Raw genomic sequence first — 18,713 nt, 5'->3', positions numbered from 1 at the left:
TACCCTGGGATTCAACCATGACCGTGGCCGCTTCGATCATCTTGGCCGCCGTGGCGGGCGGCATCATCTTCGTCCTGCTGGACAGCTGGCAGCGCCGCGCCGCGACGCCGACCGTCGACCCCGAGCCGGTCTACCGCCCCGAGCCGCCCCGCCCGCAGCCGGTGTGGGACGTCGAGCGCAAGCGCCCCGAGGGTCCAGAGGACAGCCTCTGGTCCGGCTGGGCAGGCCGGCGCTAAAGCGCGGCAGCCATCGCGGCCACGTGGCGGTGGTCGGTGCCGCAGCAGCCGCCGAACACGTTCAGGTTCGGCAGCTGCGCGGTCAGCGCCGAGCAGCGCACCGCGAGGTCGGCCGGATCGCCCTCGTCCAGCTCGTCCGCCTCGTCGAGCTCCGCGTGGCTCAGCATCGACGCGTTCGCGCGGATCCCGCGCACGCGCTCCCGCAGCAACTCGTCGTCGAGAATCGCCTCGAAGTGGGTCGGGTGCGCGCAGTTGAGCATGTAGTACGCCGGATACGCGTCAGTCTCAGCGTCGACCTGAGCTAGAGCCTCGCGCAGCGGTTGCCCGCTGGGCAGCCGCCCGTCGGTCTCGACGGTGAACGAGATGACCACCGGCAGGTCGGCGGCGCGGGCCGCGCGGACGATGCCGATCGCCTCTTCGGCGTAGGTCAGCGTGACCGCGGTGACGAAGTCGGCGGCGGTGTCGGCGAACGTCGCGATCTGCGTCGAGTGGTAGGCCTCCGCGGCGTCCACCGACAGCAGCTCAGCGGGGTTGTAGCCATCGTCGCTCGGCCCGACGCAGCCGCTGATGACGACCTCCGGGTGGTCCGAGCGCAGCTCCTCCATCAGCGCGATCGCGCGCCGGTTGAGCGCGTCGAGCTCCTCCGCGCCGATGCCCAGATCGGCCGCCCAGCGCGGGCTCGCCCGCCAGGTGGGACTCTCGGCGATGAACCCGAGCCCCCGCGAGGCCGCCTCGGCGACGAACGGCGCGTAGTAGCGCCGCAGGGTCTCGGTGCCCGCCTCGTCGGCCAGCAGCGGGAACGCCGCGAACGCCGGGAGATCGAGGCCCTCGTGGAAGATCAGGACCGTCTCGATCCCACCGTCGGTGAGGAACACGCGCCCATCGGCCTGCGGCAGGTAGCCTCGCACGTGTGAAGGTTCTCATGCTCGCCCCGCCGGGTGGGGGAAAAGGCACACAGGGCGTGCGGCTCGCCTCGGAGCTGGGCGTGCCGCACATCTCCTCCGGGGACGTCCTGCGCGAAGAGGTCGCCGAGGACACCGAGCTGGGCCGCGAGGTCAAGGCGCACATGGCGGCCGGGCGGCTCGCGCCGGACGAGCTCGTCTCCCGCGCCGTCCTGCCCGTGATCGCGCGGCTGGACGGCTACATCCTCGACGGCTACCCGCGCACGCTCGCCCAGGCCGAGGGCCTCGCGTTCGATGCGGTCGTGTACCTCGATGTCGGCGACGAGGTCGTCATGCGGCGCCTGCTCGCCCGCGGGCGGGAGGACGACAAGGCCGACGTGATCCAGGAACGGCTCCGCGAGTACGCCGAGGACACCGAGCCGCTGATCGACCACTACCGCGACGTGCTGGTCCAGGTCGACGGCGAGCGTGACGAGGACACGATCGCCGCCGATCTCCAGACGCGGCTGGTCAGGCCACAGCCACCAACGTAGGCATGCCCGCGAGCGTGCGGGCGGAACGGCGCAGCGCCTCGATCAGGTGGTCGACGAGCGGATCGTCGGTCCCGGCGCGCACGGCGGCGAGGATCTGGCGCGACGGCGCCTGGCCGCGCAACGGCAGCACGACGACGTCGCTGCGGGAGCTGGTCAGCGCCATCGTCGGGATCATCGCCACGCCGATCCCGGACGCGGCCATGCCCTGCAGCGCCTGGTAGTCCTCGGACTCGAAGGCGACCGTCGGCTCGAAGCCCGCGTCGGCGAACGCGTGCAGGACGACGTTGGAGTCCGCGCACGTGCCCGCGACCTCGGTGATCAGGAACGGCTCGCTGCTGAGCTCCTCGAGCGCCACCGACGCGCGGGTGGCCAGCGGGTGGTCGGCAGCGACGGCGATGCGCATCTCGTCGTCGCAGATCGGCAGGTACTCGACGCCCGTCCGGCGCTTGGCGGGCGAGAGCGCGGAGTCCACGATCACCGCCACGTCGACGCGGCCCGCCTGCAGCGCGTCCAGCGCCGCCTCGAGCTCGTGCACCTGCAAGGTCAGCTCGGCATCCGGGCGCCGCTGGCGCAGCTCCCGCGTCGCACCGGGCAACACGCCCGCGGCGGCCGACGGGAACGCCGCCACGCGCACCTGCGCGCGGCCGATGCCGGCGGCGTCGCGCACGGCCTCCTCCGCCTTGCGCGCGGCGTCCAGCAGCGCGGACGCGTGGCGCACGAGCACCTCGCCCGCGGGCGTCAGCGACACGCCGCGGGCGTTGCGCTCCAGCACGCGCACACCGAGCGCGGACTCCAGGCGCGAGATGTGCTGTGAGACGGCGGGCTGGGTGAAGTCCAGCGCGGCGGCGGCGTCGGAGAACGAGCCCCGCACGGCGACCTCACGAAAGGTGGTGAGCAGCTTGAGGTCGAGCATTAGCGGACATTATGCCATAGCCAGCAACTCATCATTGGACATGATCAATACCCCACGGCACCATCCTGTCCATGACCAACCTCACCATCCGCCCCGCCACCGCCGCCGACACCGCCGCTCTCGCCCGCCTCGCCGCGCTCGACAGCGCCGCGATCCCTGCTGGCCCGCTGTTCCTCGCCGAGCAGGACGACCTGCTGATCGCCGCGGTCTCGGCCCGCGACGGCGCCGCCATCGCCGACCCGTTCACCCGCTCGGCCGACGCCGTCGAGCTGCTCCGCCGTCGCGCCCGCCAAGCCGCCGGCCGGCCCGCCCAGCGCCGCCACCTCTCGCTGGCGCGCGTCGCCAGTGTGTAGCCAAGGTTCTCCCAACACGTGGGCGCGAGGATCGCCTGATGAGCGTCCTCGTGCCCCCGGCCCACCTGATCGGCTCAGAAGTCGAGGTGCCGTGCGCCGACGGGCTTGCGCGCCGATACGTCAACCTCGACTACGCGGCATCGACACCGGTGATGTCCGCCGTGTGGGACGTCGTCGAGGCCTTCGTCCCCTTCTACAGCAGTGTCCATCGCGGCACCGGGGCGAAGTCGCAGATCTCGACCGCGGCGTACGAGAAGGCGCGGGAAGTGGTCGCCCACTTCGTCGGATCAGACGGCGGCAGCGTCGTCTTCGTGCGCAACACGACCGAGGCCGTGAACGTCCTCGCGAGCGCCCTCCCTCAAGGCTCCCGCGTGCTCTCGACGCCCGTCGAGCACCACGCCAACATGCTGCCCTGGCGCCGCCACGATCTGCGGACGCTCCCGTTCACCACCTCGGCGGACGAGCTGCTCGAGGTCACCCGCCACGCGCTCCGCTCCGCGCGCATCGATCTGCTCGCCGTCACCGGCGCCTCCAACGTCACGGGCGAGGTCTGGCCGCTCGCGCAGCTGGCCGGCCTCGCCCACGAGCACGGCGCGCAGCTGTTCGTCGACGCCGCGCAGCTCGCCCCGCACCGCGCGATCGCGATGACCGCCACCGGCATCGATCACCTCGCGCTCTCCGGCCACAAGCTCTACGCGCCGTTCGGCGCCGGCGCGCTCGTCAGCCGCGTTCCGCTCGACGGCGACCCGCTCCTGCACGGCGGCGGCGCGATCAAGCTCGTGACGCTCGACGACGTGATCTGGGCCGACGCTCCCGACCGCTTCGAGGCCGGCTCGCCGAACGTGATCGGCGCGGTCGCCTTCGCCGCCGCCTGCGAGGCGCTGGAGAAGATCGGCATGGACGCGGTCGCCGACCGCGAGCGCGCACTCTCGGCCCGCCTGCAAACCGGCCTCGACGCCGTCGAAGGCCTCACGCGGCTCGCGCTGTGGCCGGTCCACGACGAGCGCGTCGGCGTGGCCAGCTTCACGCTCGCCGGCCACAAGGCGCAGGAGCTCGCGGCGCGCCTGAGCGACGAGTACGCGATCGGCGTCCGCCACGGCTGCTTCTGCGCGCACCCGCTGATCACGCGCCTGCTCGGCGTGCCCGAGGCCGAGGCCCTCTGGCTGCAGAACGAGCTCCGCCACGGCCGCGAGCCCGAGCTGCCCGGGGCGGTCCGGGCGAGCATCGGGCTCGGGACGACGATCGAGGACATCGACGCCCTGACGGGCGCCCTGGCCGAGATCAGCCGGCGGCGTTGATCGCCTGCCAGACCCGCTGCGGCGTCGCGGGCAGGTCGATGTTGCGGACCCCGAACGGCGCCAGCGCGTCGACGACGGCGTTCCAGACGGCGGGGGTCGAGCCGATCGCGCCGGACTCCCCCACGCCCTTGGCGCCCAGCGCGTTGCGCGGCGTCGGGGTCGAGGTGCGCACGGTCTCGAAGCTCGGCAGGTCGCTCGAGCTCGGGATCGCGTAGGAGGCGAGCGAGCCGGTGACGTTGTTCCCCGCGTCGTCGTAGGCGATCTCCTCGAACAGGGCCTGGGCCACGCCCTGGGCGATGCCGCCGTGGACCTGGCCCTCGAGCAGCAGCTCGTTGTGGATGCGGCCCGAGTCGTCGACGGTGACGTGACGGACCAGCTGCGCGAGGCCCGTCTCGGTGTCGACCTCGACGACCGCGAGATGGGTGCCGAAGGGGTACGTGGCGTCCGGCGTCTCGAACGTGTTCTCGCCCGCCAGGCCGCCGTCGAAGCCCTCCGGCGCGCGCGACGGGTCCTTCGCGGCCGCGGCGAGCTGCGCCCACGGGATCGCGCTCGCGGGCGAGCCCGCGACGCCCAGACCCTGGCCGGGGACGACCTCGATGTCGCCGGCGTCGGCCTCGAGCAGGTGCGCGGCCAGGCGGCGGCCCTTCTCGAGCACCTCGTCGGTCGCTCCCTGCACGGCGGTGCCGCCGACCTGCAGCGAGCGCGAGCCCATCGTGCCCATGCCGCTCTTGACCAGCTTCGTGTCGGACTGGATGACCTTGACGTCCTTCAAGGGGATCCCGAGCGTGCCGGTCACGAGCTGCGCGTAGGCGGTCTCGTGGCCCTGGCCGTGGGATGACGTGCCGGCGGTGACGACAGCGGTGCCGTCCTCGAGCACCTCGCAGGTGCCGAGCTCGGCGCCGAACCCGGTCCACTCGACGTAGGAGCAGAGCCCGAGCCCCAATTGGACGACGTCGCCACGGTCGCGGCGGGCCTTCTGCTCCGCGCGCAGCTCGTCATAGCCGGCGTTGCGCAGGCACAGCTCCATCGCCTCCACGTAGGCGCCGGAGTCGTAGTTGGCGCCGGTGACGGTCTGGTGCGGGAAGTCGTCGGACGCGATGAAGTTCTTGCGCCGGACCTCGGCCGGGTCCATGCCGATCTCGGCCGCGAACATGTCGACAGCGCGCTCGACGAGCGCGGTCGCCTCAGGGCGGCCCGCGCCGCGGTAGGCGCCGATCGGGGTCGTGTTGGTCACGACCGCGTCGAAGTGGAAGTCGACCTTGGGGATCGTGTAGACGCCGGTCGACATCAGGCCGGTGAGCATCGGCATCAGCGCCGCGTCGGCCGGGTAGGCGCCGCAGTCGGCGATCACGCGCACCTTCAGGCCGGTGATCTTGCCGTCGCGGGTGCCGCCGATCTCGACGTCCTGCACTTGCGCGCGGCCGTGCTGCATCTCGAGCATCGTCTCCGAGCGCGTCTCGATGTAGCGCACGGCGCGGCCGAGCTCGCGGGCCAGCGCGACGACGACGATCTGCTCCGGGTAGGTGGCGATGCGGGCGCCGAAGCCGCCGCCGGTCGCGGTCGAGACCACCCGCAGCTGCTCGGCCGGGATGCCGGTGGACTTGCTCACCGCGCCCTGGATGGCGTGCGGGCCCTGGCTGGGCGTGAAGAGGATGAAGCCGCCCTCGACGTCCGGGTCGGCCTTGGCCAGCGCGGCCCCCGGCTCCATCGGCACGGCCGCGATCCGCTGATTGACGAAGCGCCCGCCCACGCGGACCTCGGCACCGTCGAGCGCCTCCGCGCCGGGCGGGCCGGCGGCGGCGAGGTTGCCCATCTCGAACAGCTGCGGCGCGTCGGCGTCCAGCGCCTTGGTCATGTCGACCAGCACGTCGAGGTCGTCGGTCTCCACCCAGACCTGCGCGGCGGCGTCGACGGCCTGCGCCCGCGACTCGGCGACCACGACCGCGACCGGCTCGCCGATGAAGCGCACCTTGTCCTTGGCCAGCACCGGGCGGCGCATCTCCTCCGGCGTGTCCACGGGCGGCCCGGCGGTGCCGAACGGCGCCAGGTCCAGGTCGGCCGCGGTGTAGACGCCGACGACGCCCGGCATGTCCTTCGCCTCGTCGGTCTCGATCGACGTGATCGTGCCGTGAGCGGACGCGGAGCGCACGAAGACCGCGTACAGCGCCCCAGGCTCCCGCAGGTCGTCCGTGTACGGCCGCGCGCCACGCAGGAAGGGCGGATCCTCGACCCGCCGCACTGAGGCTCCGTGGCCTTCACCCGCTCCGTTCGATCCCGACATCCGGTCCTCCATCGTCATACGAAACCGCGAGACGCGGAACGTTAACGGCGACGGGAAGTCCACGCCTCCTTTCGCAGTGCCCAACGCTCGTGATCGCGCCAGTCGCCGTCGATCTTCAGGTACGCGGGCGAGAAGCCCTCGAGCTGGAATCCGGCCCGGCGGGCGAGCGCGAGCGACCCCGCGTTGCCGGGCTGGATGTTGGCTTCCAGGCGATGCAGGTCGAGCGTCTCGAAGGCCTCGTGGAGGACGAGCTGGAGCGCCTCGGACATGTAGCCCTGGCCGCGGTACGCCGCCACGCCGCCGTAGCTGAGATTGGCGCCCTGGAGCGCGCCGCGCACGATGTCGGAGACGTTGAACCAGCCGACGAGCGCGCGGTCCTCGGTCCGGCGGGCGAGGAAGCCGTGCTTGCGCTCCGGGATCAGGCGGCCCAGGTACTCGCGATAGGCCTCGCGGGTGATCGGCGGGAACAGCCAAGGCCGATGCACCTCCGCGCTCGCCGCCATCGTGGCGATGAACTCCGCCTCGTCGTCTTCTCCGGGTGTCGAAAGCTCCACTCGCGCCATGTCGCAGATAGTCTCGCGGTCGATGCGCTCTCATCGTGTGAAGACCGACCGGCTGACGATGCAGGTCGTCGAGTCCGGGCCCGAGGACGGCATCCCGGTCGTGCTGATCCACGGCAACCTCTCGACCGGGCGCTTCTATGAGCACCTCTTCGACGACGCGCCGGCCCGCTTCCGGCTGATCGCCCCGGACATGCGCGGGTTCGGGGACACCGACCCGCTGCCGCTGGACGCCACCCGAGGTCTGCGCGACTGGGCCGACGACACGGCATCGCTGCTCGCCGCGCTGGGGATCGAGGCGCCTCCGCACCTCGCCGGCTGGTCGACGGGCGGGGCGGCGATCGCCGCGTTCGCGCTCGAGCGCCCGGTCGCCTCGCTGACCTTCATCGACCCGGTCGGACCGTACGGCTACGGCGGGGTCGCGCGCGACGGGACGCCGCACTTCCCCGATTTCGCGGGCTCGGGCGGCGGGACCGGCAACTCGCGGTTCGTCGAGCGCCTGCGCGCCGGCGACCGCTCCTCCGACGGCGACCTGGCGCCCCGCAACGTGCTCAACAGCTCCTACTGGGCCGCCGGGCACCGCGAGCCGCCCGAGCGCGAGGACATGCTGGTCGGCGAGATCCTGAAATCGGTCACGGGCGACGACGGCTACCCGGGTGACATGGTCCCGTCGGAGAACTGGCCGGGCGTCGCCCCGGGTACGCGCGGCATCCTCAACGCGCTCTCCCCCAAGTACTGCAACTGGGCGGGGATCCTCGAGTTGGACGTCAAGCCGCCGATCCTGTGGACCCACGGCGCGCAGGACATCGTCGTCGCCGACGGCTCGCCGTGGGAGATGGGGACGCTCGGGTCGCTCGGCGTCGTGCCGGGCTGGCCGGAGACGTTCGCGCCGCAGCCGATGGTGACGCAGATCCGCGACCTGCTCGAGCGCTACGACGGGCGCGTCGAGACCGAGTGGTTCGAGGAGTCCGGCCACTTCCCGCCGATCGACGCGCGCGAGCGCTGGAGCGCGCGGTTCTTCGGCTTCCTGGAGTCCGTGGCGTGATCCCGGGGCTCGTCCTGATCGACCACGAGCTTCGCGTACCGCTCGACCACGCGGCACCGGACGGCGAGCAGATCACGGTCTACGCGCGCGAGGTCGCCGAGCCCGAGGGGCGCGAGAAGCCGTTCCTCGTCTTCTTCCAGGGCGGCCCGGGGTTCGAGGCGTTCCGGGTGACCGGCAACCCGCGCGGGCCAGGCTTCCTCGACCGCGCGCTGAAGGACTTCCGGATGCTGCTGCTCGACCAGCGCGGCACCGGCCGGTCGACACCGGTCGACGGGTCCGAGAGCGCGTCGTACCTGCGGCACTTCCGCGCCGACTCGATCGTGCGCGACGCCGAACTGCTGCGCGAGGCCCTCGGCGTCGACCGCTGGAGCATCCTCGGGCAGAGCTTCGGCGGGTTCTGCTCGTTCGCGTACCTGTCGATCGCCCCCGACTCGTTGCGCGAGGCGCTGGTGACCGGCGGCACGCCGCCGATCGCGCGGCCCGTGGACGACGTCTACAGCGCGACGTGGAAGCGGATGGCGGAGCGCAACCGGCGCTATTACGCGCGGTTTCCCGAGGATCGCGCAAGGATGCTGGACATCGTCGCCCGCCTCGACGCCGAGGAGGTGCGGCTGCCGGGTCTTGACCGGCTGACCTCGCGCCGCTTCCGCACCCACGGCAACAAGCTCGGGATGAGCGACGGGCCGGAGGCGCTGCACTACATCCTCGAGCTGCCGTTCGGCTCGCCCGCGTTCCTGCACGACGGGGCCGACGAGCTCGGCATCGCCCGCAACCCGATCTACGCGATCCTGCACGAGGCCTGTTACGCCGACGGGCGCGTCACGAACTGGTCGGCGGCGCGCACGCGCCCGGCGGAGTTCGAGGAGCACCCGGAGTGGTTCACCGGCGAGCACATCTTCCCGTGGCTCTTCGAGGATTACGGAGCGCTCGCTCCCGCGCGCGACGTGGCCGATGAGCTGGCTGCGGTCGAGTGGCCGCGGCTGTATGACGAGGACGTCCTGCGGGCCAACACGGTCCCGATCGCCGCCGCGATCTACACCGAGGACCTCTACGTCGAGCGCCAGTTCTCCGAGGAGACCGCGGCGTTCGTGCCCGGGATGCGGGCGTGGGTGACCAGCGAATACGACCACAACGGACTGCGCGCCGACGGCGAGCGGATCCTCGACCGGCTTCTCGACCTTGCACGTGGACGCGCCTGAGGCGCTGCGCGACCGGCTCGCGCAGATCGAGGAGGAGCACGCGACGCTGCGGTCCGAGCTCGCCGCGTTCCAGTCGGACTACCTGCGGATGGTCGGCGTCGTCGACCTGCAGGTGCAGGAGCTCGAGGCGAAGATCCTCGCGATCGTCGCCGTCCGCACGGGCGCCGTCGAGGACGCCGCGGCGGCCGACGCCGCCGAGCAGCGCTTCCGCGAGACGACCACCGCGATGGGCGCGATCCCCGCCCCGGCCGGCCCGCCGCCCGACGACGACCTCAAGACCCTCTTCCGCGACGCCGCCAAGCGCATGCACCCCGACCTGGTCGCCGACGACGCCGGACGCGGGCACGCCGAGGCGTTCATGAAGCGCCTCAACCAGGCGTACAAGGCGGGGGACGCCGAGGGGATCGGCAACCTCGTCCGCCAGTGGGAGACCTCCCCGTACGCGACCGCGCGACCGATCGGTACCGGCGCCTCTCCCGCGCTCGTGGCCGCGATCGCCCAGGCCGAGACGAGGCTCGCGGACGCCCGCGACTCCGACCTCGCCCGCTTGATGGAGCAGGCCTTCCAGGCGAGCATGGCGGGCCGCGACCTGCTGCTCGAGCTGCGTCAGGACGCCGAGCTCGCGCTGCAGCAGGCTAGAGCGAAGATGGCGTCTCTCGACGCTTAGACGATCAAGAGCGCCCGTGCCGGGGCCGATCACCCGGGACGGTGCGAACCAAGCGCGGATCGATCGGCGGACCCCGGACCTGGATGTCCTGGCTGCTGCTCGCCGTGTTCGCCGCGCTCGCCTGCCTCTCGGCCGGCCTCTGGCGCACCCAGGTCCAGCGCCAGAACGACCAGGCGTTCGCCGCGCAGGCCGCGTCCGTCGGCGCGTCGGTCACGACCGCGGTGCGACGCATGGACGACCTCACGCTCGCCGCGCGGACGCTGGTGGCCGACGACCCGCAGCTGACCAACGAGCGTTTCGCGGCCTGGTACACGTCGATGGGCGTCGACAAGCGCTTCAAGGGCGTCGCCGGGTTCGCGTTCACCCAGATCGTCCGCAAGCCGGTGCCCAACGTCTACCCGCCGGGGGATCGGCCCTACTACTGCCTGCCGCGGATCGGCGTGGCCGGACCGGGGATGAACGAGGCGCTGACCGACGCCGCGATCCCGGGCTACGACCTCTGCCAGATATCCAAGCTGCTCGTCCAGACCCGCGACACGGGCCAGTTCAGCGCGTACGTGACCAGCTCGGGCCACGGGCACGAGATGTTCGAGGTCGTCGCGCCGGTCTATCGCGGCGGCGGCGTCCCGCCCACGTTGCAGGCCCGCCGCGCGCGGGCGACCGGATGGATCATCGGCCTGTTCGACTCCGAGCCGATCCTGCGCTCCGCCGTCGCCGGTCAGCGCGGCGTGTCGGTGTCACTCGAGCGCGAGCACTCGGCCGTGCCCGAGAACCGGATCCCCACCGGCGCCGGCGCCGCGTTCCGCACGTTGTCGGAGACGCTCGGCAGCCCGTCGACGGCGCGCTTCGGGCCGTTCCCGGTCGGCGACACGTTGACCCGCCGGATCACCGTCCAAGCCGACGGGCGCTGGACGGTCACCGTGACGCGCGCCGCGCCGAGCGGGTTCTCCTCGCCCGCGCTGCAGGCGTGGCTGGTGCTGTCGGTGTGGCTGGCGATGGGCGTGCTGGCGTTCGTGCTCGTGCAGGTGCTCGCGCGCGGCCGCGCCCGCGCGCTGAAGATGGTCGAGGAGAAGACCGGCCAGCTGCGCCACCAGGCGCTCCACGACGCGCTCACCGGGCTGCCGAACCGCGCGCTGATCATGGACCGGGCCGAGCAGATGCTCGTCCACGCCCGCCGCACGGGTGGCCAGGCGTCGGCGATGTTCATGGACCTCGACGGCTTCAAGGGCGTCAACGACACCTTCGGCCATCCCGTCGGCGACGAGCTGCTGCGCAACGTCGCCGCGCGGATCATCGGCGTGCTGCGCGAGGGCGACACGATCGGACGCCTCGGCGGCGACGAGTTCGTCGTCCTGGTGGAAGGCGGCGCGCCCGGGATCGCCGAGCGCATCCTCGCAGTGCTGCGCGAGCCGTTCGACCTCGGCACCGGGAGCCCGATCTCGATCACGACCTCGATCGGCATCGCCACCGGCGATCGCGACGCGGCCAGGGACCTGCTGCGCGACGCTGACATCGCGTTGTACGAGGCCAAGGGCGCCGGCCGCAACCGCTACGCCGAGTTCCGCCACGAGATGCACATCGCCGCGCACGACCGGCTCGCCCTGGAGAACGACCTGCGCGGCGCGATCGCGCGGGAGGAGCTGTTCCTCGTCTACCAGCCGATCCTCGACCTCGACACGGGCGAGATCGCCGCGGTCGAGGCGCTGCTGCGCTGGCAGCACGCGACGCGTGGGCTCGTCCCGCCCACCGAGTTCATCCAGCTCGCCGAGGAGAGCGGGCTGATCGTGGAGATCGGCGCGTGGGTGCTCGAGACCGCCTGCCGCCAGGCCGCGGCGTGGGTGGCGCGCGGGACGCCGACGCGCATGTCGGTGAATGTCTCGGCCCGCCAGCTCGACGATCCCGGTCTGCAGGCCGCGGTGGGACATGCGCTGCGGGTCTCCGGGCTCGAGGGCGACCAGCTGGTGTTGGAGATCACCGAGACCGCGCTGATGCGCGACCCCGCGGGCGCCGCCGAGCTGCTGCGCGCGTTGAAGACCACCGGTCTGCGGGTCGCGATCGACGACTTCGGCACCGGCTACTCCTCGCTCGCCTACCTGCAGCAGCTGCCGGTCGACTCGCTGAAGATCGACCGGACGTTCATCGCCGCGTCCGCCCGCTCGCGCGAGTCGGACCCGCTGATCCAGACCCTCGTGCAACTCGGACGCTCCTTGGGCCTGCGCACGGTCGCCGAGGGCATCGAGGACGAGTCCCAGCTCGCCCACCTGCGCGAGCTGGGCTGTGACACCGGCCAGGGCTACCTGTTCGCGCCGCCGCTCGAGGTCGCCGCGCTCGAGCGGTTGCTGGCCGAGCAGTTCAGCGTCACGGCCTGATCAGTCGGCGGTGAAGCCGCGGACGATCTTGTCGCCGCGGGTGCAGGTGATCTGCCACGCGGCCTCGCCGACCAGTTCGGCGTCGCAGCGGTAGCCGCGGTTCATGCGGTGCTTGCCCGCGCAGAGCGTCTCGTAGCAGCGCCGGGAGTCGGCCCAGCGGCCCGCGCTGCGCATCACCGCCCGCGCCGTCCGGCAGGACGTGTTGGTGGCGCTGCGGACGTCGATGCCGAAGATGTACCTGCCGTCCACCACGCCCTTGCAGCGACGGGTCGCGCCGTGATCGGAGGGGCAACGCAGCCGGCGCACGGCCTGCGCGTCGCCGCTCGCTCCGGTCTCCTCCTGGACGGTCGCCGTGGCCACGATCCGCTCGTCCGGTCCGAGCCTCAGCCCCACGTTCACGTCCTGGCCGATGGTGACGTCTCCGTCGAGGAACTGCCCGTAACACGTCGGGTGCAGGTCGTCGCGGTAGAGCAGCGGGATGTCGGGCGTCGTCCCGTCGATCTCGATGCTCGCCGCGTAGTCCGGATGCTCACCGAGCGCGCCCTCGTTGTCGCCCAGCGGCCGGTTCAGCCGGAACCACACGGACACGCCGTTGCCCTTGCTCGTCAGGACGAGCGGCAGCTTCACGAAGTGCAACGTCGGCGCCCGTGTCGGCGCCGCCTCCTCGACGTACTCGCTCCCGCCGCAGCCCGCGAGCACACCGCATGCCGCGAGTACGACCAGCCAGCGCATGATCGTATGGTCCCTCGCCGCGCGACGAGGCGCCAGTCCCCCAAAGGGTGACGTTCGCCTCCACCCTGGTCACGTTCTCCGGACAAGTCGGAACAAGGGTTGTAGTGAGCGACTACGCGCACCTGTCCGACGAGTGGCTCGAGCGGGTCGACCGCCTCGGACTACGGCCCGCCGAGGAGCTCCTCGCGTACCTGCAATCACTGCGAACACTGGTGGAGTCCGACGATGGCTGAGGTCCCTGAACTGCGCGCCGCGGTCCGCGCGAGCGCCGAGCGGCGCGTCGCACGCCGCCGGCCGGCATGGAGGCTGGCGCCGCTCGTCGCGGCCGCGGCCGCCGTGGTCCTCGCGCTCGTCCTGCTCTCCCGCACCGCGGACGACGAGGTCCCCGCCGTCACGGTCACCCCGACGGCCACGCCCACGCCGACCTCGACGACCGACGGCGTGCAGGCGTCGCTGGGCAGCGTCTTCGCGGTGTTCCGGCGTCCGCAACGGGCCTCGGACCGCACGCCGGCGCTGCGCTTTGAGCACGTCGCGGACCAGCTGACGTTCGACCCCGCCGCCGTGCGGCGGCTCGCCGTCTCCGGCGCCTACGGGCTCTACGTCATCCCGGGTGTCGAGAACGGGGAGGTCGCGCTCTGCGTCCTGATCACCCGCGGAGCGAAACCCGCGGGACAGGGCTGCGGCCCCTTCGACCCCGCCGCGGTGAACGTGCGCCCGCACTGGCAGAAGCTCTTCCTCCGCCCCGCCGCGCTCTACGCACTGCTCCTCCCCGACGGGGTCGACCGCGTGGATGTGCGACTCAAGTCCGGCGAGGTGCTGACCAAGCGCGTCCAGGACAACGCGGTGCTGTTCCAGGTGAAGGGCTTCGAACGCGTCACGTGGCGCGACGCCGCCGGCGTCGAGCACAGCAGCCGCATGGCGATCTAGACCCCGGGCCCGCTCGGCGAAGGCCTCCATCTCGATCCGCAAGAACGCCTCGTGGGCCGTGCGCAGCTGTTCCCGCGCGTCGCCACCGCGTGAGCGCGGGCGTTCACGAGCGCAGCAGCGAGCGCACCCCGGCCGCGACCATCACGAGGCCGATCACCCCCGCGAACAATCCGCCGACGGCGTAGGAGCCGCTTCCCCCGGGGCCGTTCAGCAGCAGACGAAGGACGATCGCGGCGCCCCAGAGGGCGATGACGGCCGGCAGGATGCGTGAGCGGAACATGGGAACCGCATCGGCGGGCCGTCTGCGGCGCTCAAGCCCGCGCTGTCAGCCCGTGGACACATATACTCAGGACATGTCAATCGCCGCGCGCGCGGTCGGGGCGGCCGCGCTCGTGGCGTTGCTGTTCTACGCCGCCGTCGGGTACTCGGGATTCCTCGTCAACGACTCCTTCTGCACCCCGATGGCGGAGGGATCCTGGGCGACGTCGTCTCGCCAGTGGACCCCGCCGGGCATGCGCTGCATCTTCGGCGGCCCGTCGGGCGCAGACACGAGCGACGTCTTCGCGGACGCGGTCGGCCCGCGCGAGCACGGGCGCACCGGCTCGTGGGCGGCGTTCGCCGGGGCGCTGCTGCTCGGATTCGGCGTGTTCGGCGCCACGCTGCGCCGATGGCCCGTCGTTCCCTCGTGGCTGCGCCTGACCGCGGTCACGACGCTCGCGCTCGCCGTCGGGGGCGCGATCGTCGGCTACATCGGCGGTGACTGGCAGTTCCTGTTCGTGACGTCGTTCTACCTCGGGATCCCGGTCGCGTTCGCGGCCGACCACTGGCTCCGGCCGGGTGCGCGGCCGGAGCATGCCGGGTTCCTGGGCGCCGCGGTCGCCTTTTGCGGAGTGGCCATCGCCCATCTCGGCTGGTTGTTGGGATATGGCGTGGGCGCCTACGGGGCCGCGATCCTTCTCGTCGCGGCCGTGACGGCGCTGCCGTGGCAGTGCGCTCTTCTGCTGGTCGCGGACAGAACCTGACCGCAACCGCGCGTAGGGTGCGGACATGCCTTCGATCACCCGCGTCGACTTCGTCCCGATCCCGACCCAGGACGCTGCGCGCGCCACGGAGTTCTACCGCGACACGCTCGGCCTCGCTGAGTCCGAGCACACCGTCGACAAGCCCTTCTCGGAGTTCGACCTCGGCGGCACCACGCTGAGCGTGTGGGACCCGACGACGGCGGGCCTGGAGTTCAACGCGAACACGAACGCGGTCGCGCTGCACACCGATGACGTGAAGGGGATGCGGGAGCTGCTCGGCAGCCGCGGCGTGACGTTCTTCGGGGACACGCTCGACACCGGCGTGTGCCACATGGCCTTCTTCGCGGACCCCGACGGCAACCCGCTGATGCTGCACGGCCGCTACGTGCCGCGCTAGCCCACTTCGAAGGTGCGGTTCGGACGGGCGCCGTGGAAGCGTCCGTCGGGCAGGCCGAGCGGGCCGGCGCCGAGCGCCACGCCGGGCACCGAGCTCGCGCTCGCGCGGCGGGCGGACGCCTTGCCGGTCAGGGTCAGGTTCCGCGACACCGTGACCGTCCCGTACGTCGCCTTGAGCGTGTAGCGCCCCGGCTTCATGCCCTTGGGCAGCTTGAAGCGGTGATCGGCGGTCCCGTCGGCGTCGAGCCGGACGTTCGCGCGGGCGACGACGCGCTTGCCGCTGACGAGCGTGAGCTGGACGCGCCCGGTGCCGCTCGCGGTGAGCTCGACCGGGATCGACGTCGCGCGGGCCCGCGCCGTGCGCGGCGCGGCGAGCTCGAGCGAGGGCGCATCGTCGCCCTCGCCGGCCTCGGGCGGCGTGCCGCCGCCGCCCGGCGTGCCACCGCCGCTCGGCGTGCCGCCGCCGCTCGGCGTGCCACCGCCGCTCGGCGTGCCACCGCCGCCCGGCGTGCCGCCCCCGCTCGGCGTGCCGCCGCCGCTCGGCGTGCCGCCGCCGGGGGTGCCGCCGCCGCCCGGGATGCCACCGCCGCCGGACGTGTCGCCGCCGCCGGTGCCGCCGCCCGGAGTGCCACCGCCGCCGGACGTGTCGCCGCCGCCCGCGGGCGCGACCGTGATCGTCTTCTTCGCGACCGCCACGTTCCCGGCCGCGTCCGCCACGCTCGCCGCCACCTCGTACGTCCCCGCCTGCGTGTACGTGTGCGCGGCCGCGTCGCCGCTCCCGCCGGCGGTGTTGTCGCCCCACGCCCACGTCGCGGCACCGGCGAGTCCCGAAGTGGCATCGGTGGCCGCGATACCGAACGAGACGAGGTCCCCCACCTTGACGGCGGCCGACGCGACCTGGATCGCGACCGTCGGCGCCGTGCGGTCGACCGTGACGCCGTCGCAGCTCGGCGCCGACAGGTTGGCCTTCTCGGCGCTCTGCCGCTGGTCGGGGCCGTTCGGGTTGTCGGGGATCGACGCGTCGGCCGCGATCACGCACGCCCACAGGTTCCCGTCCGCCACCGTGCCGTAGTCGGCGGTGCAGAGGAACGTCGTCGTCTTGCCGGCACCACCCGGCACCGAACACGCCGGGTTGTGGCCGTAGATCGCACCGGTGTTCTTGTCGCACAACCCCTGGCCGTCGCCGCCGACCTGGAAGCAGAGGAAGTTCGCGGGGAACGGCCCGGCGACGTCATCGGCGAAGTCGATCTTCACCGGCACCTTCGTGTCCTTCACGTAAGCGGCGCCGCCCGCGAGCGAGATCGCCGCCGTCGGCTTGGAGCGGTCGATCGTCGTGTACGCCCGGCGCCCGAGCATGGTCCCCATCGAGCACGAGTTGGGACCGTCGGAGAAGAACAGCGAGTCGTTCGGGAACGAGTACTGACCCTGCGCGCACACGCCGTACTGGCCGCCGTGCTGCAGGTTGGCCACGCCGCTCCAGTTCGCCCAGCTCGACCCGGAGCCGAGCGGGACGTTCACGGTCGGCGACGCCTTGAGCGTGTTGTTCTCGTAGTAGTCGTAGCGGACCCGGTACGCGTCGATCCCCGACGTCGCCGGCCACTCGAACCACTGCGTGTTCTGCGCCGAGTTCGTGAACAACGGCTCACCGGTGCCGGCGGGCTGAACCTGGGCGGAGGCCGGTGCGGCAAACGCGGCAACCGTGCCAAGAAGTGCAATCGCGATCCATCGCATGGCTGAGCAGGCTGCCAGCGCCACGCGGCTCTCACATTCGTGGCCGCTGGCGGACCACTCACCGGTTAACCCCCTAGTCGACCCAACCGAGCGAGCGCTGGACGGCCTTCTTCCAGCGCGCGTACTGCGCCTCGCGCTCGGCGACGTCCATCGCCGGCTCCCAGCGCTTGTCCTCGGCCCAGCGTTCCTTGAGCTCCGCCTGGTCGGCCCAGAACCCGGTCGCCAGCCCGGCCGCGTAGGCGGCGCCCAGCGCGGTGGTCTCGGTGACCGCCGGGCGGATCACGGGCACGCCGAGCACGTCGGCCTGGAACTGCATCAGCAGCTCGTTCGCGGTCATGCCGCCGTCCACGCGCAGTTCGGTGAAGGGGACGTCGGCGACGGCGTTGGCGGCGTCGACGACCTCGCGCGACTGCCACGCGGCCGCCTCCAACGCGGCGCGGGCGATGTGGCCGCGCCCGGCGAAGGCGGTCAGGCCGATGAGCAGCCCGCGGGCGTCGTCGCGCCAGTACGGGGCGAACAGGCCGCTGAAGGCGGGGACGAAGAACACGCCGCCGTTGTCGTCCACGGAGCGCGCGAGCGCCTCCACCTCCGGCGCGGAGTCGATGATCTGCAACCGGTCGCGCAGCCACTGGATCAACGCGCCCGTGACGGCGATCGATCCCTCCAACACGTAGGTGGCGTCGCCTTCGCCGAGCTGGTAGCCGATGGTCGTCAGCAGCGCGTCGGACCGCACGACCTCGGTGCCGGTGTTGACGAGCAGGAACGAGCCGGTGCCGTACGTGTTCTTGGCATCGCCCGCTTCGAAGCACGTCTGCCCGAACAGCGCGGCCTGCTGGTCGCCGAGGATGCCCGCCACCGGCGTCCCGCCGATCGCGGTGCCGCGCGCCTCGCCGTACGCCTCGCTCGAGGACCGGATCGCCGGCAGCATCGATCGAGGGATCCCCATCAGCGCAAGGCTCGGCTCGTGCCAGTCGAGCGTCTCCAGGTCCATCAGCAGCGTCCGCGACGCGTTGGTCACGTCGGTCACGTGCTCGCCGGTCAGGTTCCACGTGACCCACGTGTCGATCGTCCCGAAGCAGAGCTCGCCCGCCTCCGCCCGGGCACGCGCACCCTCGACGTTGTCCAGGATCCACTTGACCTTCGGCCCGGAGAAGTAGGTCGACAGCGGCAGGCCTGTCGCCTCGCGCAGCTGGTCGACGTCCCCCAGCTCGTGCACGATCGCGTCGGTGCGCGTGTCCTGCCAGACGATCGCGTTGTACACGGGCTCGCCGGTCTCGCGGTCCCACACGACGGTCGTCTCGCGCTGGTTGGTGATGCCGACGGCGGCGATGTCACCCGCCTCCAGCCGCGAGCTCGCGAGCGCGCCGCCGATCACCTCGCGCGTGCGCGTCCAGACCTCCTTCGGATCGTGCTCGACCCAGCCGGCCTTCGGGGTGATCTGCTCGTGCTCGCGCTGGTCGGAGGTGACGATCCGGCCGTCGCGGTCGAACACGATGAAGCGCGTGCTCGTGGTGCCCTGATCGATCGCGCCGATGTAGTCCGCCATGCG

20 protein-coding genes are annotated in these 18,713 nt (G+C 72.3%); 12 read left to right on the top strand and 8 right to left on the bottom strand.

Features of this window, described 5'->3' with window-relative positions:
* Positions 1–17 precede the first annotated feature (17 nt).
* Positions 18–236, top strand: a complete 219-nt coding sequence (locus G569_RS0135485) for a hypothetical protein (RefSeq protein ID WP_028066934.1) — start codon at positions 18–20, stop codon at positions 234–236.
* On the opposite strand, the gene G569_RS0135480 is transcribed toward G569_RS0135485, so the two are convergent.
* The gene (locus G569_RS0135480; protein WP_028066933.1) at positions 233–1,144 is read right to left on the bottom strand and encodes a homocysteine S-methyltransferase family protein; all 912 of its coding nucleotides are present in this window, start codon (positions 1,142–1,144) and stop codon (positions 233–235) included. The two genes, G569_RS0135485 and G569_RS0135480, sit on opposite strands and share 4 nt — an antisense overlap.
* Before the next feature lie 2 nt (positions 1,145–1,146).
* On the opposite strand from G569_RS0135480, the gene G569_RS0135475 reads away from it, so the two are divergent.
* Positions 1,147–1,671 carry an adenylate kinase family protein gene (locus tag G569_RS0135475; protein ID WP_028066932.1) on the top strand — a complete coding sequence of 175 codons (525 nt, stop codon included), beginning with the start codon at positions 1,147–1,149 and terminating at the stop codon, positions 1,669–1,671.
* Here G569_RS0135475 and G569_RS0135470 read toward each other — a convergent pair.
* Entirely contained in the window at positions 1,649–2,584 is a 936-nt protein-coding gene (locus tag G569_RS0135470; protein WP_028066931.1) for a LysR family transcriptional regulator, read from the bottom strand. The two genes, G569_RS0135475 and G569_RS0135470, sit on opposite strands and share 23 nt — an antisense overlap.
* 71 nt (positions 2,585–2,655) lie before the next feature.
* Here G569_RS0135470 and G569_RS54305 point away from each other — a divergent pair, with 71 nt between their 5' ends.
* Positions 2,656–2,937 (top strand): hypothetical protein, encoded by a 282-nt coding sequence (locus tag G569_RS54305; protein WP_037501245.1) that lies wholly within the window; start codon positions 2,656–2,658, stop codon positions 2,935–2,937.
* 38 nt (positions 2,938–2,975) lie between these two features.
* Positions 2,976–4,235, top strand: coding sequence for an aminotransferase class V-fold PLP-dependent enzyme (locus G569_RS0135465; RefSeq protein WP_037501242.1), 1,260 nt, complete (start codon positions 2,976–2,978; stop codon positions 4,233–4,235).
* On the opposite strand, the gene G569_RS0135460 is transcribed toward G569_RS0135465, so the two are convergent.
* Entirely contained in the window at positions 4,219–6,474 is a 2,256-nt protein-coding gene (locus tag G569_RS0135460) for a xanthine dehydrogenase family protein molybdopterin-binding subunit (RefSeq protein ID WP_028066929.1), read from the bottom strand. The two genes, G569_RS0135465 and G569_RS0135460, sit on opposite strands and share 17 nt — an antisense overlap.
* Positions 6,475–6,557: 83 nt before the next feature.
* Positions 6,558–7,079, bottom strand: a complete 522-nt coding sequence (locus G569_RS0135455) for a GNAT family N-acetyltransferase (RefSeq protein ID WP_028066928.1) — start codon at positions 7,077–7,079, stop codon at positions 6,558–6,560.
* A 22-nt stretch (positions 7,080–7,101) separates the two neighbouring features.
* Here G569_RS0135455 and G569_RS0135450 point away from each other — a divergent pair, with 22 nt between their 5' ends.
* The 4 genes from G569_RS0135450 (at position 7,102) to G569_RS59670 (ending at position 12,356) form a co-directional block, all read left to right on the top strand.
* Positions 7,102–8,121, top strand: coding sequence for an alpha/beta fold hydrolase (locus tag G569_RS0135450; RefSeq protein ID WP_028066927.1), 1,020 nt, complete (start codon positions 7,102–7,104; stop codon positions 8,119–8,121).
* On the top strand, positions 8,118–9,320 hold the full coding sequence (locus tag G569_RS0135445; RefSeq protein WP_028066926.1) for an alpha/beta fold hydrolase: 1,203 nt from the start codon (positions 8,118–8,120) through the stop codon (positions 9,318–9,320). The genes G569_RS0135450 and G569_RS0135445 overlap by 4 nt, the downstream gene beginning before the upstream one ends.
* The gene (locus tag G569_RS59675) at positions 9,307–9,987 is read left to right on the top strand and encodes a hypothetical protein (RefSeq protein WP_053227460.1); all 681 of its coding nucleotides are present in this window, start codon (positions 9,307–9,309) and stop codon (positions 9,985–9,987) included. The genes G569_RS0135445 and G569_RS59675 overlap by 14 nt, the downstream gene beginning before the upstream one ends.
* An 83-nt stretch (positions 9,988–10,070) precedes the next feature.
* Positions 10,071–12,356, top strand: a complete 2,286-nt coding sequence (locus G569_RS59670; RefSeq protein WP_053227459.1) for a bifunctional diguanylate cyclase/phosphodiesterase — start codon at positions 10,071–10,073, stop codon at positions 12,354–12,356.
* Here G569_RS59670 and G569_RS0135430 read toward each other — a convergent pair whose 3' ends face one another.
* A complete protein-coding gene (locus tag G569_RS0135430) occupies positions 12,357–13,088 on the bottom strand; it encodes a hypothetical protein (protein ID WP_157592533.1) in 732 nt (243 codons plus the stop codon).
* A 104-nt stretch (positions 13,089–13,192) separates the two neighbouring features.
* Between G569_RS0135430 and G569_RS66180 the strand changes: the two genes are divergently transcribed.
* Positions 13,193–13,321, top strand: a complete 129-nt coding sequence (locus tag G569_RS66180; RefSeq protein ID WP_306765348.1) for a hypothetical protein — start codon at positions 13,193–13,195, stop codon at positions 13,319–13,321.
* Positions 13,314–14,015, top strand: coding sequence for a hypothetical protein (locus G569_RS0135420; protein ID WP_028066924.1), 702 nt, complete (start codon positions 13,314–13,316; stop codon positions 14,013–14,015). Before G569_RS66180 ends, G569_RS0135420 begins: the two co-directional genes overlap by 8 nt.
* A gap of 103 nt (positions 14,016–14,118) precedes the next feature.
* On the opposite strand, the gene G569_RS63295 is transcribed toward G569_RS0135420, so the two are convergent.
* Positions 14,119–14,295, bottom strand: coding sequence for a hypothetical protein (locus G569_RS63295; RefSeq protein WP_157592532.1), 177 nt, complete (start codon positions 14,293–14,295; stop codon positions 14,119–14,121).
* Between the two features lie 73 nt (positions 14,296–14,368).
* Here G569_RS63295 and G569_RS0135410 point away from each other — a divergent pair, with 73 nt between their 5' ends.
* A complete protein-coding gene (locus tag G569_RS0135410; RefSeq protein WP_028066923.1) occupies positions 14,369–15,037 on the top strand; it encodes a hypothetical protein in 669 nt (222 codons plus the stop codon).
* A gap of 25 nt (positions 15,038–15,062) precedes the next feature.
* Entirely contained in the window at positions 15,063–15,434 is a 372-nt protein-coding gene (locus tag G569_RS0135405; RefSeq protein WP_028066922.1) for a VOC family protein, read from the top strand.
* Here G569_RS0135405 and G569_RS63290 read toward each other — a convergent pair.
* Both G569_RS63290 and glpK read right to left on the bottom strand, forming a co-directional pair.
* Positions 15,431–17,164, bottom strand: a complete 1,734-nt coding sequence (locus tag G569_RS63290; protein ID WP_157592531.1) for a PKD domain-containing protein — start codon at positions 17,162–17,164, stop codon at positions 15,431–15,433. The genes G569_RS0135405 and G569_RS63290 overlap by 4 nt on opposite strands.
* A gap of 73 nt (positions 17,165–17,237) precedes the next feature.
* The gene (gene glpK / locus G569_RS0135395) at positions 17,238–18,710 is read right to left on the bottom strand and encodes a glycerol kinase GlpK (protein ID WP_028066920.1); all 1,473 of its coding nucleotides are present in this window, start codon (positions 18,708–18,710) and stop codon (positions 17,238–17,240) included.
* Positions 18,711–18,713: the final 3 nt, after the last annotated feature.

It is taken from the genome of Solirubrobacter soli DSM 22325, from assembly GCF_000423665.1.
GTDB classification, from domain to species: domain Bacteria; phylum Actinomycetota; class Thermoleophilia; order Solirubrobacterales; family Solirubrobacteraceae; genus Solirubrobacter; species Solirubrobacter soli.
This window is presented reverse-complemented; position numbering and strand designations above follow the sequence as displayed.

Coding starts and splice junctions, on each gene's coding strand:
- G569_RS0135405 (WP_028066922.1), top strand. CDS start 15,063: ATGCCTTCGATCACCCGCGTCGACTTCGTCCCGATCCCGACCCAGGAC.
- G569_RS0135485 (WP_028066934.1), top strand. CDS start 18: ATGACCGTGGCCGCTTCGATCATCTTGGCCGCCGTGGCGGGCGGCATC.
- G569_RS63290 (WP_157592531.1), bottom strand. CDS start 17,164: ATGCGATGGATCGCGATTGCACTTCTTGGCACGGTTGCCGCGTTTGCC.
- G569_RS0135470 (WP_028066931.1), bottom strand. CDS start 2,584: ATGCTCGACCTCAAGCTGCTCACCACCTTTCGTGAGGTCGCCGTGCGG.
- G569_RS0135420 (WP_028066924.1), top strand. CDS start 13,314: ATGGCTGAGGTCCCTGAACTGCGCGCCGCGGTCCGCGCGAGCGCCGAG.
- G569_RS0135450 (WP_028066927.1), top strand. CDS start 7,102: ATGCGCTCTCATCGTGTGAAGACCGACCGGCTGACGATGCAGGTCGTC.
- G569_RS0135430 (WP_157592533.1), bottom strand. CDS start 13,088: ATGCGCTGGCTGGTCGTACTCGCGGCATGCGGTGTGCTCGCGGGCTGC.
- G569_RS0135465 (WP_037501242.1), top strand. CDS start 2,976: ATGAGCGTCCTCGTGCCCCCGGCCCACCTGATCGGCTCAGAAGTCGAG.
- G569_RS63295 (WP_157592532.1), bottom strand. CDS start 14,295: ATGTTCCGCTCACGCATCCTGCCGGCCGTCATCGCCCTCTGGGGCGCC.
- G569_RS59670 (WP_053227459.1), top strand. CDS start 10,071: ATGTCCTGGCTGCTGCTCGCCGTGTTCGCCGCGCTCGCCTGCCTCTCG.
- G569_RS0135455 (WP_028066928.1), bottom strand. CDS start 7,079: ATGGCGCGAGTGGAGCTTTCGACACCCGGAGAAGACGACGAGGCGGAG.
- G569_RS0135410 (WP_028066923.1), top strand. CDS start 14,369: ATGTCAATCGCCGCGCGCGCGGTCGGGGCGGCCGCGCTCGTGGCGTTG.
- glpK (WP_028066920.1), bottom strand. CDS start 18,710: ATGGCGGACTACATCGGCGCGATCGATCAGGGCACCACGAGCACGCGC.
- G569_RS54305 (WP_037501245.1), top strand. CDS start 2,656: ATGACCAACCTCACCATCCGCCCCGCCACCGCCGCCGACACCGCCGCT.